This window comes from Tengunoibacter tsumagoiensis, from assembly GCF_003967535.1.
GTDB classification, from domain to species: Bacteria; Chloroflexota; Ktedonobacteria; order Ktedonobacterales; family Ktedonobacteraceae; genus Tengunoibacter; species Tengunoibacter tsumagoiensis.
Genome location: NZ_BIFR01000001.1, coordinates 4926107 through 4943554, shown reverse-complemented (window position 1 = coordinate 4943554; position 17448 = coordinate 4926107). Strand labels below are relative to the sequence as shown.

Here is a 17448-nt window from a genome sequence, read left to right as displayed (position 1 = left end):
GTTCCACACAAAACTCAGAGATAAACCTGTTGACAATTCTGATCGATAGTGCTATATTATCCATGCAAACGTGATGCGGTTGCAGTGAACCGGGCTAAACGGTTTACACGAACGCATATGCGGGAGTGGCTCAGTGGTAGAGCATCTCCTTGCCAAGGAGAAAGTCGCGGGTTCGATCCCCGTCTCCCGCTTCCCCCAATTCAGGGCGACGTCGCCAAGTGGTAAGGCACGGCTCTGCAAAAGCTGCACCAGCGGTTCGAATCCGCTCGTCGCCTCCCTTTAGAGACGTGGCTTATGTCGCGTCTCTTTTTTTGTTCTCATCGCCAAGCACTCTGGATAAACCACATTATGCGCAATCAACGAACCTATTCCATTGAAGCTGTGGTTCTCAAGCATACCGATCTTGGGGAAGCTGATCGTATTCTCACGCTCCTGACGCCTTACAAGGGCAAGATTCGAGCCGTTGCGAAAGGCGCACGCCGCCCCATTAGCCGTAAGGCCGGTCATCTTGAGCTCCTCTGTCATAGCCAGTTGCAGTTGGCGCTGGGGCGTAACTTAGATATCATTACGCAGGCTCAAGCTTCTGAAAACTACTTCCAATTGCGTTCCAACCTCTGGTATATGACGTGCGGTTTTTATCTGGCAGAATTAATTGAGCGCTTTATTGAGGATGACACTCCGCATCCAGAGGTCTATCATCTCCTCCTTCTTGCCTTGAGAGAATTGGAGACCGAGGCCAGTTCTGAGCAGCAGAAAAGGATTGGTGGATTGGCCTTAGATGGTCGCGAGCAGATGCATTCATTTTTACTTCTGCGTTATTTTGAAGTATACCTGCTCTCGCATATTGGCTACGCCCCCGTACTGCGCCATTGTGCCAATTGTACAGCTGAGCTGAAGCCAGAGGTGAATGGTTTTACACCGACTCTTGGTGGAGCGCTGTGCCCAAAGTGTTCTCATTTATGGGCACAGCCGTTATCAATGAATGCACTCAAAGTACTTCGCCTGCTCCAGCGCACTGATTGGCCTCAAGTTCCGCATCTCCGACTGGATACGCGTCTGCAAGCAGAGATTGAAGGTGCAATGCATGGACTGCTCCGTTTTCATTTAGAGCGTGATCTGAAATCCTGGAGTTTTCTTGATATGTTGAATGCACGTTAGCAATTTTGGTTTAGAAGACATCATGGCTATTGATTAAGTTGCCTGAATAGTCATAAAGTTCAGCCTGTAGAGGGGTCTCTACGCGTTCATCCGTAAGGAAGAGGACGATCCCGTTCTCAACCGTATCCTCTACAACTGTTCCATTGGTGGCAATAAGTTTTACACGAGCAACCTTGACGCCTTTATCAATGATATAGCCCCCACCATAAAACTCTTTTGGCCAGCCTCCTCCGCTGAGATGAGCCCAGGGCTGTTCGTGTATCAGATGAGCTCGCTCAAGATCGCTGCTGACCTCTCCACCAGCCCCTCCTCGAAAGCCCCATAAGCCCTGGGCATTCTGCATGACATGACAGAGAAAATGAATATCTTCTCCGCTTTTATTTTTAAAGGTAACGGCATGAACCTGGCGGCCTGGAAGACTGCGCATCCGGAGAAAATGGACTGTCTCTTCCCCTGCGGCTGTAGCAGGAATAGCATACAAGCGGACAAGTCGTGAGAGAATCTCCTGTTTCGGATCTTGCTGTGCCATAAAGTTCCCTTTCCAGAACAAAATAATGTTATAGATATCTTACGGTATCCTGGCAACCTTCCTGAGGTTGGCTCTGTGGATCTACGACATGAGGAAGAGGATATGGCCGCAGTTGAATGCTCTTTATAGAGCATCTGTCTATGCTAAAAAGATATGTCGGAAAATAATTGTAGGTATTCTTCTATTCGTCCAATAAATAGAACACGAGTAGAGTGTGTTTTAGTAGAAATAATCTGGTCAGGAACTGAGGTATATGATATGGTACAGATGGAGGAAATTATCGGTACCATAGCATTCTTTTGGAGGTTCATATGAATGAGGCTCTACTTTCCGGAGATGAGCGAAGATCTTCGGAGAGATCTGCCCGTTCCAGCTATCCTCGGTACGTTTTTTTATTGCTCTTTTTCATTAGCTTTTTTAATTATGTTGATCGTTTCGTCTTAACAGGGGCAGCCAACGGGATTGCCCATGAGCTAGGTTTCTCGCTGGATGGGATTGGTTATATCTCTTCAGCCTTTCTGGTTGTCTATACTTTTGCCTGCGTTCCTCTGGGGATATGGGCGGATGCAGGCAAACGCAAAGATGTTATTGCCTTTAGCGTTGCTTTTTGGAGCCTGAGCACTGCTTTGACGGCGCTCGCTAATAGCTTTGCGACCCTCTTTCTAGCGCGTATGTTACTGGGTATGGGGGAGGCTGGTTATTTTCCAGCGGGAACGGCCCTGTTGAGCGATTATTTTCAGCGCGAGAAGCGGTCGCGTGTGATGAGCTTATGGAGTATTGCTGAGCTATTTGGGGTGCTCATTGGCTTTGCCATTGGGGGAGCCTTTACAAGCCCGGGCCTGGTCATGGGGAGCTGGCGTATCGCTTTTCTGTTGACTGGAATTCCAGGGTTAATCCTGGCATTTTTTTCATGGCGTCTGCGTGAGCCGCGCCGTAACCAGGCCGATGAGGAGGCCACCCTCGATGTACTCCCTGCTGAGCAGGCTCGCCCTGTTCACCTGACGCGAAGCAATGTGCTTCTCCAGATGTTCTCTTTATTGCGCATCAAAACATTAGTTACGTTGATTTTTGTGCAGATCTTTGCCTTTTTTGTCATTGGGGTGACGATCTCATTCTTGCCAACCTATCTACAACAGAAGGACACCTATGGTTTTACACCGGGATTGGCGGGCCTCTATTCTGGTGGATTACTGGTCATCGCAGGTGGCATTGGAGCGCTGGTGGGTGGCTACGTCTCAGATCTCCTGGGTCGGCGCTATCCAGGGGCACGTGTCCTGGTCTGTGGTTATGGCTTTTTATTGGCCGCTCCATCAATGGCTGTCGTTTTGCTCTGTCATAATATCTACGTTTTTACGACCTTCTTTCTGCTTACCTCGTTATTATTACGTTGTTACAACGGACCCTATTCGGCGGCTGTACAAGATGTTGTTCCGGCGGTGTTGCGAGCCTCAGCAATCTCGCTTACGCTCTTATTGGGCCACCTGTTTGGGGATGCTTTTGCGCCTGCTATTGTGGGAATCATGGCCACCAATATTGATCCAACACATGGACAGCATTTTCATGCCAATCTCGCCGGGCAGGATCTTGGCAGGGCTCTTCTGATCACCTGTGTGCCTGCACTTGTCTTAGCCGGCCTATCTGGCATCCTGGGATCGCGCTGGATGCAGAGCGATGTTCTGGCGGCTGAACGTACCGGTCTGGCCTTATCACAGCTATCGTAATTGGTGGTTGCTTTATGAAGGAGACCTCAGCCGTTGAGAGGCTTCCTGGTGCTCATGGGGCACTAAACGGCTGAGGCCCTGGTTTCATGGGCCTATGCTTTAAAAATATCTTGCCATTGATAAAACTAGAATTACCGGCAAATATAGCACAAAGATCTACATATGACGGCTGCGAGATAAGAATATCCTGAATGTTTTGGGGGACCATTGGCTAAAATATCATTACTAATATGAAACCTGTCCGTTATAAATTATTAGAATACTTGCCAATCGATAGCAAGTAATTGTCTATTCTTATTCGTGAGACCCAAACACTTCTTTTGGGTTAGAAATTATCATGAGAAAAATAGTCCAAATACGCATTTGCATGGTCCTCTGTATTGTTTTCTGTTTTGTCCTCCTTAGTTCTTGCGGTGCCCCATCTTCAGCTGGAGCCAGTCAGGCAGCCACGCCTACACCCAGACCAGAGTCTGCAAGCGACCTGTTGTCTGCCAGTAACAAAGTCATGAGTGCTATGAACAGCAAACATCAATCGCTGGTGATGGTAGTTGGAACAGATTTTATGGCCTCTTATCTCCCATCTACTAGTGATCCAGCCGTTGCCAGTCAACTCTCAGCAAAATATACCAGTGAGAGTGATAGCAATGGAGCAACCGAATCTTCCCAACTCTTGACGATACAGATCACCGCTGGGACAAAGGATATCTCCTATGCTATGAAGCAGATCCTGCTGGGCGACCAGGCTTACCTGCAAGGGAACAGTGGTGTCTGGTATGTATTAGATGCCAGTGCTCTGAACGATTCTTCAAACAATCCATTTGCTATAGGGACAAATTCTCTGACCGATCCAGGCTCGATGGGTTTGGATGCGCTAACAGGCACTTTGACCGACCATAAGATTGAAGTTCTTAATGGTAAAAAACTGCGTCATATCACTTCTACATTAAATAAAGATCAGGTGATCAACGAGATGGGCAGTTCAGACACCCCCTTTGTTCACTCAGTTACAGGGGCAAATGTGGATATTTGGATTGATGAGGCCACGAAGTATCTTTATAAGATCGACTATAAAGTGCTGACGGATGCCAGCGCACCAGTTGTCGCAGGTCAACCACAGGGTTTTGAGGTCATAGCAAACTTCAGTAACTTTAATAAGCTGGTAAACTTTACTGTTCCTACCAATCCCCAACCTGCTACAAATGTCAAGCAAGTGTTGCAGTAGTCTGATTGGGTAAAAACTGCCCCATTTGAGAAATTACCTGCTCTTCCGTTGTATTAACTGGTTGCATTTAAAAGAAGAGGAAAATTTCTATTTTACGTAAGAATGAGAAGGGAATCGTTTCTTTATGAAAATCAAACAGGGTCTGTGCATTTCTGCGCTCATGCTCTCCTTGACGCTCCTGGCCTCCTGTGGTGTAAATCCTGGAGTTGGGGCAAGCCCCACACCCAGGCCTAAAACAGCGGCTGAACTGCTGCAGAGCAGCGAAACAACGATGAATAAATTGAAGTTTGTGCATGTTGTAAGCAACACGGTGGTCAATGAGGATATTAGTAATCTGCCTTCGCAAGATGGTCAGGCAAAATCCCTCAAAATCGACATTGGTGAGAAGTTAGATGGAGACTCTCTGCTTTCAACTCAGGAGGCAGCCTATAATCTAAACACCAGTGTTGACTCTGGCACTATCCAGCAGGATACTGCGATGAAGCTGGTGACCCAGGGTGACAAAGTATATGTGCAGAATAAGAATGGCACCTGGTATGTGCTCTCGAAAGCTGCCCTGGACAGTTCTCTGGATAATAGCCAACTAGGAGATTTTAGTGCACTCTTCGCGCTGGCAAAGAAGGGAACCCTGAACGATTCAGGAACCGAAAAACTGAATGGAGTTACCGTTCATCATCTGGTAGTGACCCTGGATAAGGACGCCTTGAAAGATCGTTTGCAGAAAGTAGCAGATTCTTTACAGGCTGTTCTGGGGCAGGATGCTGCTAAATCGTTCTTTGATACCATTCAGCTTTCAAAGCCAACGCTTGATTTATGGATTGATGAGTCGACCTCACGGCTCTATCAATCTGACCTGACGTATGGCCTGACACTTGACCTTAGTTCACTGGCCACCCCAACACCTGGCGCAAGTGCTCCAAGCATTGTGATATCTAGTGACGGAAAGTCCACCTACAGCAACTTTGACAAGAAGGTGACTGTAACTGTGCCTGCCGATGCCATTCCAGCCTCCAGCCTGGCCGAGGTTGGGCAATAAAGCAGTTTTGTCGTCGGATAAGTCATCTCGGGAGAGGTACGGTTAGAAAATCGTACCTCTTCTTTTTCATTGAACAGATTAATTGGACATAGACACCATTTCGCTTGTCGCGTATTATTGAGTGGGGACTGGTGTTGAGTGGCTGGCCCCTGAAGCCTTGACTAATCATGCGAAGGAAGACTTATGATTCACTACTATGAATTAGCGCGTCTGGATGCGCAGCAGAGAGCTCGTCTATTGCGTCGGGCGGAAGTCGCCATTGATGATCTGCTGGAGTATGTACGCCCTATTGTGAAGGCTGTGCGAGAGCGTGGCGACGAGGCTCTCATTGAATTTATGGAGCGCTTTGACCATGTGCAAGTGCCTGCTGATCGTTTGAGGGTCAGCCAGGAAGAGATTGCGCGAGCGCATGATCGATTGGAGCCAGAGATCCATCATGCCATCGAACATGCGATCCGAAATGTGCGCACCTTCCATGAGCATCAGATGCCGCATGAGCAGTGGTGGATGCAGGTCGCCCCTGGCGTCATGGCGGGTGAGAAGATTACGCCAATTAGCAGCGTTGGCCTCTATGTCCCCCGAGGAAAAGGAGCCTTCCCGTCTGTCATGTATATGCTGGCAACGCCAGCCAGTATTGCGGGGGTACCGCGTATTGTCGTGACAACGCCTCCCGGGCCTGATGGAGAGGTTGATCCAGCCTCTCTGGTTGCTGCTGATCTCTGTGGAGTGCATGAGATCTATCGTGTAGGTGGGGCCCAGGCAATTGCCGCACTGGCTTATGGAACTGCCAGTATCGCCCGTGTGCACAAGCTGACGGGGCCCGGGAGCCCTTATGTCTCTGCTGCTAAACGGCTGCTGTACGGGACCGTTGATGTGGGCCTCCCCGCCGGTTCAAGCGAAGCAAACCTGCTTGCTGATGAAACTGCCGATCCAGAGCTGGTAGCTCGAGATCTGCTGATTGAGTCCGAGCATGGTCCTGATTCATCGAGTCTTCTCGTCACCTCCAGCCGTTCGCTGGTCGAGGCAGTACTAAAGTTGTTGCCCGAAAAGATCGAGTCGCTACCGGAGCCCCGGCGAACCTTCTGCCGCACAAACTTTATGAGTGAAAAGGGGACCAGTGCCTTGATCTTGACCGAGAGCATGGAAGAGGCGATCGCATTCGTCAACGAATATGCTCCTGAGCATCTGGAAGTCCATGTGCGCGATCCCTTTGCGGTCTTGCCGGAATTAAAGAATGTTGGTGAGATCCTTCTAGGATCATATACACCCACCAGCCTGGGAAATTACAGCCTGGGAACCAATGCTATTCTGCCTACGGGTGGCTTTGCGCATACCTTTTCCTGTACCTCTGTCTATGATTTTCTCAAGCGTACGGGCATTGGATATGTGACAGCCGAAGGATATGCCAGCCTGAGTGAGACGACGCGCCGTCTCGCAGAGTTTGAGGGTTTCCCGTCCCATGCCCGCGCCGTCACCGATCGTCCAGTCTAACCTGATCAGATTGGGCCGGGTTTATCAGATAGATCGGATGGGGCGATGATAGCGCACATAATGTGCGTCGTTATCGCCCTGTCCTATCGTCTGACAGACCTTTCTTCTATGATGGAAGTACTTCTGGCCCTTTCTGGCAAAAGCTCTGCTATTTTTGTGGGATCAGATCGTTTAAGACTATGGATTATTCCACATCTCTGCTGTAAGCGTCTTGCTCTACGATTTGTCAAGATCATTAGCGAGCCAGCCAGCCTGTATTTTGGATATATGCGCTTGCTGTGATACTATATTCTTGTACATTGTAGACATTGTAGCCTGACAAAGACCTTTTTTTGATTGAACAGATCCTGACAGGTCGTACTGCAAGGAGGCTGATGTTTGTTTTCGACCGAGAAATCTTTCTCTGCTCAGAATGGTAAAGTTGTGTTATAATGCCCAGGTGAACTACCGCTGAACTGAAGACTCAGCGGCTTCTCTGGAAGCCTGAGTTCACCGATAGAAAAAAGGTTGATTTGAAGCCACTTCCCAGGTTTGAGAGTATGCATAGAGTGAGTGTCCGATCATCATGGATTATTCGTCAAAAAACTATACAACGTTTCTGATCCTCCCCCACCTGGTTTTTGTCTATACAGACCAGAAAAAGCGTTTGAATAGCGATGAAGATGCAAAAAAAGCGCTGTTTGAGGAAATTGCTGTTGTATCCAACTGTTCTCTTGCACCAGTCAAACAGAGAGTTCAAGCAGTATAGAGCGGTGTAAAAATATGGCAAGTAATTATTCATCTGACCAGAACAGATCGGTACCTCCAATCAATAATCCTGCGCTGCCGCAGAGTGAAGCTGGTGGAGTTCTGCCAGGAGTGGCTCAGAATCCGCCAATCTCTTCTGCTGCCCTCCCACCTTCGTCTGGAGATGCTGTGTCACCTCGTCGTCTACCATCAGGAACCCTCTTATCCGCAGACCGCTATCAGATTGATCGTCTGATTGCCTCTGGTGGGATGGGAGCGGTGTATAGAGCTATTGATACGCGCTTCAAGCGTCCATGTGCTGTGAAAGAGATGCTTGATGATTTCCGTAATGAGAGTGAGCGGGCCCAATCGGTGGAATGGTTTTCGCGTGAGGCGACCCTGTTACTGGAGTTGAACCATCCCTGTATTCCACGCGTGCGTGATTTTTTTGCTGAGAATGGGCGCCATTATCTGGTCATGGATTTTATCGATGGGCGTACATTAGCCGAGACAATGGATACCGAGGCAAATATCGCGGGTGTAAATGGAGCGCGTGGACTGCCAGAAGAGAAAGTGCGTGACTGGACCCATCAGATCTGTGGTGTGCTCTCATATCTTCACCAGTTAACGCCCCCAATTATCTTTCGTGATCTCAAGCCATCGAATATTATGGTCACCAGTCGCGGTGAAATTAAATTGATCGACTTCGGTATTGCGCGTACCTTCCAGTCACAGAATCAATCTACAGTGATTATGACGCTTGGTTATGCTCCACCCGAGCAATTACATGGAATGCCTGAGCCGCGTAGTGATCTGTTTGCATTGGGGTCAACAATGCATAAGCTCTTGACGCGTCATGATCCAGCCAATAATAAGCCGAGCATTTTTAACTTTCCGCCGGTACGGGTATTGCGACCAGATGTTTCGCCAGCTCTTGAACAGGTCATTAGCAAGGCGCTTGCACTGCCATTGGATCAGCGCTGGAGTAGTGCAGAAGAGATGGATCGCGCCATTCTGAAGCTGCCTCCAATCAGCCAATCCCAGGGGACAGTAGAGACGATTCCAGGTCGTCCTGGTGACGGCATACGGAGTACAAATGGCTCGGGTGGGAATATCCACGCAGTTTCACAGGTGGGTATCCCCTCAGGTCCAATCCATATGGGCACAACCGGCCCGGCTGGCCCCCAGATCATGACAGCCCAGGAACACCTGAATGCTGCTCGGATCGAGGCCGCCTATGAAGCGGTTAAAATGGCGCATGGCCTTGAGCAAAATAATCCATTGGTACACAAGCTATTTGGTCAGGTCTATATTCGCAGGAATCCACCGCAGGTTGACATTGCAATGAATGCATATAATCGCTCCTTGCAGTTGAATGCTAATGATGCTGAGACGCATAAATTGGTAGGGGATGTCTATCTCTACTATCGGCCTAATCTACAGATGGCCATTCAAGCCTATATACAATCTCTCCGTTTGCAGGCCAATGATTGGGAGACGCATGAACGGCTGGGCATTGCGTACGAGCGGGCGAATCAATTTGCGCAGGCGTTACGAGAGTATCAGGAGGCCATTCGTCTGGGGACAAACGTGCCCGAGAATGTCCGCTCACGGCTCTTCTTTGCGCTTGGTCAATTGGCAATGAGGCTTTCGCAGTGGAACGTCGCAGAATTTGCCTTTGTGCAGGTCCTGACATTGAATCCATCGGATAATCTCTCTCGTTTCTTATTGAGTCAGGTATATGAGAATGAAGGGAAACTACCGGAAGCCCTTCGGGAATGTAATTATGTTCTGGCTGGTCAGTGGGGGGCGACCAACCCCGCGGTCAAGCAGATGTATGATCGTTTAAGAAATCGTCTTGGACGCTAAGAGGCAAACTTTTATGCACTGTCAATCCGGCATGAAGGGAACGTGTCAATGAGTACGCATCGTCTCATCTTGAAGAGACAAAAGAGTGGTAGTCTGACGGCTCTTGCCTTGTTTTTCAGGCTATCGATTGCCTTTCTTTTGTGGCTGTCTCTGGCTTCTACTGTCCTTGCCGCAGCGGATGAATCACCGCTACGGCAGTCTCAGTTGTCTCTACCACCACAGGGGATCACGCGTGCTGGAGTCTCTGTCGTCCGTTTATTGGTGACGTATACTGGTTCAGACTCTGCACAATCAGGCAACACAGCCCCTGTCGTCGCACAATGTACAGGTCTGGGTGTGCTTGTGGCGAGCTCCCTCAATCCTGATCCCCAGGCGAGTCCTGAATATAGCAACTGGGTGTTAACGGATGGAAATCTGGTGAACGCCTCAGGGGATAAAGCGACCTGTGCTTCTAATCAGCCATCGGGCAGACTGGCTTCGGTCAATATTTTGCCCAGTACTGCCTACAATTCCAGCTACTTACCCCTATTACCACCTGCCACGACGGATGCAGGAACAACGAATTTTCACTGCCTCAATACCGATTGTAGTAAGGGCCCAATACTCTTTCCTTTTTCAACTGATACACAACATCCACAGCCATTTTTGAATATAGCAAAAAGCACTGTTGCAACTCAGGCTCTGATTCTTGCTCCCAATACAAATAAGACCGGACCTCTCAGTGTATTTTCGAGCACAAATCCAAAAGATCCGCAACAATTTCGCAACTTGCTAGAAGGCTACCGCGCTCCTGAAGTGGTACCAATGAGTGCAAAAACGCTGGAAGCTGGCACACCTTCGATTGATGATGAAGGCAACCTGGCAGGTATTCATCTTTCCAGCGCCAATGAGAATGCCACTGCTGATGTGTTTGGAAGTTTTGTTTCAACCACATTTGCGCAACTAAAATTGCTTTCTTCAAATGCGGTTCATGATAATTGGAATACTGGCGTTGATGATCTCTATCATTCGCATCTGGATCTGGCTCAAACGAATTTAAAGAATGCTTCAGCTGCTAACACAGAATTCACTGCTGGCAAGGCATTGGCCGCGACCGCCACTATTCAGGCGGCCCCACCGGCTTCGACTTCTGCTACGAGCTCTGGAAATGTCTTAAATGATGGGATAACTATCGCAGGATATCGCATTTCATTATTGCTTTTAAGCCTGGCAGGTCTTACCGTCCTTATTCTTTTCTTATTAATTGCCTATTGGATCATGAGCCAGGCTCGTGCAAGACGAAAGTTTCGCGAAGAGTTAGCTGCGGCAGAGCAAGATTCGGAGCGTGAGCTCCAACGGATTGAGGAGGAAGCTACTCAACAGAGTAAGGCTCAGATGATACAGGTTCCTGCTCAGTCACTTGTTCCAGCGGCTCCCACGATGTTGCGTTGTCCCCGCTGTAATGAATTTGTGGCCAGGGACGCGACCATCTGCCCTCGCTGTCAGCTCTTTTTGTCACCCAGCGAATCTGGACTGCATCTGCGCATAAATCCTGCTGCTCCACAGGCGGCTGGCTCGGCCTCTGGTCGTTCATTGCGCGAACCACAGGCGCCTCCTATGCTTGCTGATCAGCCAACCATGGTCCCTGTGAATACTATTGGGGAGCAGCCTACAATCGAATTAGCGCCAGGGACAGTTGCTGATCCTGACCGAACGGTCCCGCTGAATCGGCGTGTCAAGCCAGTAGGTTTTGTGGTAGGGACTCATTCTGATCCAGGGATCAAACGTAAGTTTAAGCCCAATGAAGACAGCCTGTTTGCAGCGCAAGGTCCTCTGGGAGGCCATGCCGGGAATCAGCCTTTTGGCCTGTTTGTTGTGGCAGATGGAATGGGTGGTCATGCTCAGGGTGAGGATGCCAGTCAGCTAGCAATTCAGAAGATTGTGGATACAGTCTTGATACGCCTTGCGAAAGACGGCTCGCTTCAGAATGATGATGGGGGTCGGCTCTTGATGGAGGGTATTCAGACGGCGAACCAGGCTGTTCACCAGCATAACATGGATGAGCGGGGTGATATGGGCACGACTGTCACGGCTGCATTGGTGCTAGGCAGTCAGGCCTATGTGGCCAATGTAGGTGATAGCCGCACCTATCTCTATCGCAAGGGTGAAGGGCTGAGAAAGATCACCAACGACCATTCAGTGGTGGCGAGCCTGGTCGAGGCTGGCATCATCAAGCCAGATGACATTTATACCCATCCAAAGCGCAACCAGATCTATCGTAGCCTGGGCGAAAAGCCTGCGGTTGATATTGATTGCTTCCCTCTACAACTGCAAGAGGGGGATAAACTTCTGCTCTGTTCGGATGGACTCTGGGATATGGTTCGCGATCCTCAGATTGAAGAGGTGGTCAAAAACACTGTTGTGGATCCCAATCAGACAGGCGATGCCCTTATTCAGGCTGCCTTAGCTGGTGGAGGAGAGGACAACGTCAGTGTCATTGTCGTACAGATCACCGATGCAACGAGAGTGAGCGCAGGACGAGGGTCAGTTCAGATCCTGGCGAAGCCGGAATCTGTACAGCTTCCATCATTCTAGTCTTTTGACCATTATCGACGCGGGCCATACATGCTTTGCACGTTAGCATAAAGCATGTATGGCCCGCTTTTACCGCTGCGGCCTTGATGTAGGCCAGTCGATTAGAAAAATTGTCGCACTTTCCTCCCTGTGCTATAATCAAAACAGCATTTTCTTGCCTTCGTCAACTTGGCGAAGGTTTTTGTTGGGAGGAAAGCTCGTGTCAACACCAGCTAATGTTGGATATTTATATGCAGGTATCTTGCTGGCTGCAGGCTTTGTTTTCGTGATTGTTGCGACTGGTCTTGCCGGCCTGCTTGCTCCTCATAAAAGAACAGCAGAAAAATTGCAGACCTACGAGTCCGGTGAGACTCCGATAGGGAATGCCTGGGTCCAGTATCCTTTGGGTTTCTACATCTTCGCCCTTCTGTTTGTGGCCTTTGATGTCGATATCGTTTTTATCATCTCCTGGGCTGTCATCTTTAAGCAGTTAAGCATTTTTGGCTTCTGTGAAATCCTCTTCTTCATTATCGTGCTCACGCTTGGACTCGTCTATGCATGGCGCAAGGGAGTGACCCGATGGATTTAGTACCACGTTCAACGAATATTCCTAGCGCGACCAGTGGATATCGTGATCAGAATGCGGCTCTGGCTCGTGAGCTGGCTCCGCTTGCACAGATTACAGGGACAGCAGTTGCTCCTCGTCCGCAGAAGGGTGATTACCTGGGCCTGGAGATCGAGCGTGAGAACCTGGTGGCTGTCTGCCGTTTCTTACGTGATCAGCTAGGTTTTGATCTTCTCAGTAGTATTTCAGGCGTCGATATGTTGGATCATCTGGAGACGGTCTACCATCTCCGTTCAACCACGCGTGGTCAACTGCTTCAGTTGAAGGTTCGGATCGACTCAGCGAAGCCCGAGGTAGCTAGCGTCGTATCTGTCTGGCAGACGGCGAACTGGCTTGAACGCGAGACCTATGATATGTATGGGATTCGTTTTGCGGGCCATCCAGATCTCCGTCGAATGCTGCTTGATGACGACTTTGAAGGGCACCCATTGCTTAAAGGGTTCCATCAAGTGCCTCTGACGAACAAGCCTCGTGCAACCACCCAGGTTGATCCCAATATGGCAGTCTCGGGTCAGTTTCAGCAGCAGGGCCTTGAGAGGGTCGTACAGAAGAAATTGGGCCAGGGTATGGAAGAGCGCCTCCATCCAGGGACTCCGACCTTTGGACATTCTTATGAGCGTGCCAACGATCTTGAGAAGGCCAATCTGCAAGGGTCTACAACTGAAGGTGAGTCAGTGACGGGGAGTTCTGCGTCTAATCCAGATAAGGCCTAAGATAGCTTGATCAAACATGTTGAGAGATACGACGAAGTGAGCATGAGTAGAACAATGCCAAGAACGAAAGCACAGAAACAAAGGTCGGCTCAAGCAAGGCGGTCTAAGGCGCGTCCTCTGGTGGCTCAGGATGAAGTGGGGAATGTTGAGCAGGTTGCGCTGCCCAATAAGACGACGCAGCAGCGCCCTGTTCCAGTGAAGCGTGGAGGTCAGGGCTTGTGGATGGAGGCATTCGTTGCTCTGGGCTGCTGGATGTTGGCATTTACCTTTGTATTTTTTACGCAAGATGCAAATCGCTATCTCTTTGCGGGCATTGCAGCGCTCATGGCCCTGGTATATTCTTTCATGTTTGTTGTCCGTTTCCGGACATGGCGGCAAAAAAGATAATCATACATTTAAAGGAAGCTTATGGCTACAAATCAAGGAATTGACCTTCAAGCTCAGTCAAGCGATACTTCTGAGGGCATTAAGTCGCAGGAGATGTTGCTCAATATGGGTCCGCAGCATCCAAGTACCCACGGTGTGCTGCGTCTGGTGCTGAGTCTGGAAGGTGAGACTGTTACAAACTGTACTCCAGTCATTGGTTATCTGCACCGTGGTATTGAGAAGATCCTGGAAAATCGGACAGTGATGGCTGGCATCCGGTATATGGATAATGCTGACTATCTCTCGCCCATGCTGAACGAGATCGCCTATGTTGGTGCAGTTGAGCAACTGATGGGGATCGAGGCTCCACGACGCGCTCAATATATTCGCCTCTTAACTGGCGAGATGCAGCGTATTGCCAGCCATCTCGTGGCTATTGGTACGTATCTCGTGGACCTGGGCGCATTTACGCCGATCCTGTGGACCTTCCGCGATCGCGAGGGTATTCTCTCATTGTTTGAGGCTCTAGGTGGTAGCCGCTTTAACGTAAACTATCAGCGCGTTGGTGGGGTTTTGCACGATTTCCCTAAGGGCTGGTTGAACGAGTGTTCGGCTTTCCTCGATCAATTTGAGAAGAATATGGTCGAGCTGGATGCTCTGATCACGGGCAATGAGATCTTTGAGTCGCGTACGCAAGGTGTTGGCTATATTGATCCTCAGCAGGCGCTGGCTTATGGCCTGACAGGTCCGATGTTGCGTGCTAGTGGCGTGAATTGGGATCTGCGCGTGAACCGTCCTTATATGGCCTACCGTGAGGTTCCAGTCAATGTCCAGGTACGCCAGGAAGGCGACTGTTATGCGCGGTATAAAGTGCGTCTGCAAGAGATCACCGAGAGCATCCGGCTCTGTCGCGTAGCGATTGATAAGTTGCCTGGTGGCCCTATTGGTACCCGGACACCGATTGCTCTGCGTCCTCCACGTGGGGAGACCTACTTTGCAGTTGAGAGCAGCAAAGGCGAGCTAGGTGTCTACTTTATTAGCGATGGTAGCGAATATCCATGGCGTGCCAAGCTCCGTGGACCTTCTTTTGTCAATTTACAGATCCTCCCTGAATTGTTGCGTGGCCACAAGATGAGCGACACCGTTGCAATTATGGGAAGTCTGGATATCGTACTGGGTGAAGTCGACCGCTAGAATACGTTTCTGTGAAGTGACAAACAGGTAGGCTAAGCTATAGCCGCTGCTGGTCGCTTCGGCACTGGAGTTATCAAATGTTACACACTGTTTTAGCCGATAACGTCGGGCTGGGACAACAGCTGTGGAGTGGAATCATTTCCTGGTCCTTCTTACAGTTTGTGGTGGCCTTCGTGACGATCTTCGGTTTCACTCTGACCAGCGCTACGATCCTCGTTCTTGCTGAACGTAAGGTAATGGGCTGGATGCAGGACCGCCTTGGGCCAATGCATACGGGCCCCTGGGGTCTATTGCAGACGGTGGCAGACGTTGCAAAGCTGCTGCTGAAAGAAGATATTCAGGTCTCAAGCGCCGATAAAGCTGTTTTCTGGCTTGCTCCTTCAGTTTTTATGGCCCCTGTGATTGCGGCCTTTGCAGTGCTACCTTTCTCGCCGTATATTCAATTGCCAGGCGGGGCTCTGGCGACCGGAATCATCTTCCTGGTGGCGATGAGCTCACTGGATGTTATCGGTGTGATTATGGCTGGTTGGGGCTCAAATAATAAATATGCTCTGATTGGTGGCCTGCGTTCGGCTGCGCAGATGATCTCCTATGAGTTGCCGCTCGTACTGGCTCTGATTGGGGTTGTGATGCTGACAAGCATCCTGACCAATGATGGCATTGGGACGATCTCTCTCTTTGGGATCATGGAGCACCAGAATAGCTGGCAGCATACAGGCAATGCAGTCCTGGATTTCCTCTTCGATGGCTTTACGCCGTGGAGCTGGTTTATCCTGGTTCAGCCTTTGATGCTGGTCGTTTACTATACCTGTGGTCTGGCTGAGACCAACCGCGCTCCCTTTGACCTGCCTGAGGCCGAGTCCGAACTGGTGGCTGGTTATCTGACTGAGTATAGTGGCATGCGTTGGGCTATGTTCTTCCTGGGTGAATACGGTAATATGACGATCGTCTCGGCGATCACCAGCTACCTCTTCCTTGGTGGTTTCTCTGGTCCTGGCGTAAACTTCCTGACTGCTCAGAACAGCCTGCTGTGGGGCTTTGTCGGTAATATCCTGGCTCTGGGCTACTTCCTGTTTAAGATTTATGCCCTCTGTTTTGTCTTCATCTGGGTGCGCTCAACCCTGCCACGTCTGCGGTCAGATCAACTGATGCAGTTTGCCTGGTTGATTCTGATGCCGGTTGGACTGGCAAACATTGTGGCAACAGGCTTTATCTTCCTGGTGACCGATGCTCTGCATCTGCCAATCTGGCTCTTCCTGGTGATCCTGGGTATTGTCAACTGGGTTGCCCTGTTCGGGTTTATCCAGCTGGTGGGTCGTGTGACGGTCGCTTCGACACGTAAGGCGCAGGCTCCGGCTATTCGGGCTCAACTGCGTCCACGAGCGGCTGCTCCTGCGCAGGCTCTGCAGCTGCGTGATGGCATTCCTGCTCCTGTGGCTCAGCTTCCTCAGGGCGTTGCCAGCGGTCACAAGTAGACAAGGATCTGTTTAAAAAGAAGTAGGGGTGAGCAATCTCCCTCTACTTCTTTTTTTTATCATATAGTGTCCAGAAACAATGGGGTTTCCAGTGAGAAAAAGAGGTGACGCTTTTGACTTCTGATGGGCAATTGAAGGTACTCTGGATTGTTGTCTGTGCTGCGGTGCCTGCTCGTACCGTTCAGGAGCTGGTTGTGCTGGCGCAAGAGGTAGGATGGGATGTGCATCTGATTGTGACCCCGAATGCGCAAAAGTTTGCAAACTCACCTCTGCTGGCACAGGTCAGTGGCCATCCAGTGTTGATAGATCTGGAGGAGCAGCAGCCCTTGCTGGAGCAGATCACCGCTGTAGTTGTAGTGCCAGCGACCTTTAATACGTTGAGTAAGTGGGCTGAGAAGAGGCCCGATACCTTTGCGCTCGCGTTTTTATTGCGGGCTGTAGAGGCTGGATTACCAATTCTGGTCGTGCCTCGTGCCTCAAGCGAACTGGCTCAAGAGCCCTCGTTTCTGCCCAGCCTTGTGCTTCTGCAAGCACAGGGTGTGCATGTTCTTTATGATCTTGAAGCATTCCCCCCTAATAATGCTGTGCCCTGGCATGTAATTCTGGAGCAATTGCAGTTTATTGCGCAGAGTAAGTACTATCTCCATAATAGTGAGTAGAAGGAGGGCGACCTCTTTTCTGATTGCATGCATATACGTTGAAAACTGCAAATTATTATTGGTGAGCAGCAGAAGAATGGTCTGCATAATACTATTGTACCATCTTTACTT

General features: G+C 49.8%; 14 protein-coding genes and 2 tRNA genes. 15 read left to right on the top strand and 1 reads right to left on the bottom strand.

The window, feature by feature from the left end:
- Positions 1-119 precede the first annotated feature (119 nt).
- The 3 genes from EL628_RS19370 (at position 120) to recO (ending at position 1158) form a co-directional block, all read left to right on the top strand.
- Positions 120-191: transfer RNA gene (locus tag EL628_RS19370), tRNA-Gly, on the top strand.
- 13 nt (positions 192-204) lie between these two features.
- Positions 205-275, top strand: a tRNA-Cys gene (locus EL628_RS19365).
- 73 nt (positions 276-348) lie between these two features.
- Positions 349-1158 (top strand): DNA repair protein RecO, encoded by an 810-nt coding sequence (recO, locus tag EL628_RS19360; RefSeq protein ID WP_161975617.1) that lies wholly within the window; start codon positions 349-351, stop codon positions 1156-1158.
- Positions 1159-1168: 10 nt separating this feature from the next.
- Here the strand turns inward: recO and EL628_RS19355 are convergent, their stop codons facing one another.
- A complete protein-coding gene (locus tag EL628_RS19355) occupies positions 1169-1687 on the bottom strand; it encodes a hypothetical protein (protein WP_126581551.1) in 519 nt (172 codons plus the stop codon).
- Between the two features lie 311 nt (positions 1688-1998).
- Between EL628_RS19355 and EL628_RS19350 the strand changes: the two genes are divergently transcribed.
- From EL628_RS19350 to EL628_RS19295, 12 genes are all read left to right on the top strand, one after another.
- Entirely contained in the window at positions 1999-3408 is a 1410-nt protein-coding gene (locus EL628_RS19350; protein ID WP_126581550.1) for a spinster family MFS transporter, read from the top strand.
- A gap of 514 nt (positions 3409-3922) precedes the next feature.
- Positions 3923-4630, top strand: coding sequence for a LolA-like protein (locus EL628_RS19345; protein ID WP_126581549.1), 708 nt, complete (start codon positions 3923-3925; stop codon positions 4628-4630).
- A gap of 124 nt (positions 4631-4754) precedes the next feature.
- Positions 4755-5666, top strand: a complete 912-nt coding sequence (locus EL628_RS19340; protein WP_126581548.1) for a LolA-like protein — start codon at positions 4755-4757, stop codon at positions 5664-5666.
- Between the two features lie 183 nt (positions 5667-5849).
- The gene (gene hisD, locus EL628_RS19335) at positions 5850-7157 is read left to right on the top strand and encodes a histidinol dehydrogenase (protein WP_126581547.1); all 1308 of its coding nucleotides are present in this window, start codon (positions 5850-5852) and stop codon (positions 7155-7157) included.
- Positions 7158-7919: 762 nt separating this feature from the next.
- Positions 7920-9752: a serine/threonine-protein kinase gene (locus EL628_RS19330; RefSeq protein WP_126581546.1), complete on the top strand. Its 1833-nt coding sequence runs from the start codon at positions 7920-7922 to the stop codon at positions 9750-9752.
- A 48-nt stretch (positions 9753-9800) separates the two neighbouring features.
- The gene (locus tag EL628_RS19325) at positions 9801-12326 is read left to right on the top strand and encodes a PP2C family protein-serine/threonine phosphatase (protein ID WP_126581545.1); all 2526 of its coding nucleotides are present in this window, start codon (positions 9801-9803) and stop codon (positions 12324-12326) included.
- Positions 12327-12525: 199 nt separating this feature from the next.
- Positions 12526-12894, top strand: coding sequence for an NADH-quinone oxidoreductase subunit A (locus EL628_RS19320; protein WP_245994167.1), 369 nt, complete (start codon positions 12526-12528; stop codon positions 12892-12894).
- A complete protein-coding gene (locus EL628_RS19315) occupies positions 12885-13643 on the top strand; it encodes an NADH-quinone oxidoreductase subunit C (RefSeq protein WP_161975616.1) in 759 nt (252 codons plus the stop codon). Before EL628_RS19320 ends, EL628_RS19315 begins: the two co-directional genes overlap by 10 nt.
- A gap of 54 nt (positions 13644-13697) precedes the next feature.
- Positions 13698-14030: a hypothetical protein gene (locus EL628_RS19310; RefSeq protein ID WP_126581542.1), complete on the top strand. Its 333-nt coding sequence runs from the start codon at positions 13698-13700 to the stop codon at positions 14028-14030.
- A gap of 21 nt (positions 14031-14051) precedes the next feature.
- Positions 14052-15203, top strand: coding sequence for an NADH-quinone oxidoreductase subunit D (locus EL628_RS19305; RefSeq protein WP_126581541.1), 1152 nt, complete (start codon positions 14052-14054; stop codon positions 15201-15203).
- A gap of 77 nt (positions 15204-15280) precedes the next feature.
- A complete protein-coding gene (nuoH, locus tag EL628_RS19300) occupies positions 15281-16678 on the top strand; it encodes an NADH-quinone oxidoreductase subunit NuoH (RefSeq protein ID WP_126581540.1) in 1398 nt (465 codons plus the stop codon).
- Positions 16679-16791: 113 nt separating this feature from the next.
- Positions 16792-17337 carry a flavoprotein gene (locus EL628_RS19295; RefSeq protein WP_161975615.1) on the top strand — a complete coding sequence of 182 codons (546 nt, stop codon included), beginning with the start codon at positions 16792-16794 and terminating at the stop codon, positions 17335-17337.
- Positions 17338-17448: the final 111 nt, after the last annotated feature.